Here is an 833-nt window from a genome sequence, read left to right as displayed (position 1 = left end):
GGCCCGCCGGGGGAGTGGACGGCGCTGTCCGGGCGCGGTGGTCTTCCCCGAGGGGCGGACGGGGAGCTCGCGGGTCCGGTCACGGATGGTGATCGGGCAGGCAGGACGCTAACAGCGCCCGGACGGGCAGGACAATCCCCGCCCACCTGCGTGAACGACGGAACCGGGTCGGGGCGTAGGGCCTGAGCTGGGCGGTTCTCCCGGGGTGCGGCGCTGACCGCTTCCGGTCACACGGGGGTCCGCGGCACGGGTTGCCCCGCCCCGACGCATGGGTGACGGGCCGGTCGCCCACGGCGGCGGGTACCGCCTGGACGTGCCGTCTGGGGAGCTCGACGCCCACGCCTTCGAGCGACTCGTCGCCGAGGGCTCCCGACTGCTCCGGGAGCACCCCCCGGCCGGGCGGCGGAGGTCCTGGACGAGGCCCCGTCACGTACCGGGGACTCCGCCGGGCTCGCCCCCGGACCGCGCACCCTGTGTGCCGCCCACCCCGTCCGGGAGCGCCGCCACGGCCCGCTCAGCGGATCCCGCACGAGACCGGTCTGAGCGGTGCGTCCTGACCGCCTACGAGGACCTGCGCCGGGCCCTGGCCGCCGAGTAGGCCGGCGGGGCCGCCGCGCGCCCTCATCACCCGCCCCGACCTGGTGTTGGCCGACGATCCCACCGGCGCCCTGGACTCCCGCACCGGCGCGCGGGCGCTGTCTCCGTCGCGGGGCACGGCCGTCGCGCTGGGCCAGACGGTCCTCGTGGTCACCCACGATCCCGTGGTCGCGTCCTACGCCCATCGCCGCCTCCGAACACCTCCCCGAGAGCGTCCGGCTGCCCGTCGCCCTGGT

1 protein-coding gene and 1 pseudogene are annotated in these 833 nt (G+C 77.1%); both read left to right on the top strand.

Features of this window, described 5'->3' with window-relative positions; genetic code table 11:
- Positions 1–268: 268 nt before the first annotated feature.
- A complete protein-coding gene (locus D471_RS39430; RefSeq protein ID WP_152486282.1) occupies positions 269–598 on the top strand; it encodes a hypothetical protein in 330 nt (109 codons plus the stop codon).
- Between the two features lie 46 nt (positions 599–644).
- Positions 645–833: pseudogene (locus D471_RS41305) on the top strand (hypothetical protein); the annotation flags it as partial.

The sequence above is a fragment of the Nocardiopsis lucentensis DSM 44048 genome (assembly GCF_000341125.1).
Classification (GTDB): domain Bacteria; phylum Actinomycetota; class Actinomycetes; order Streptosporangiales; family Streptosporangiaceae; genus Nocardiopsis; species Nocardiopsis lucentensis.
This window is presented reverse-complemented; position numbering and strand designations above follow the sequence as displayed.

Coding starts and splice junctions, on each gene's coding strand:
- D471_RS39430 (WP_152486282.1), top strand. CDS start 269: ATGGGTGACGGGCCGGTCGCCCACGGCGGCGGGTACCGCCTGGACGTG.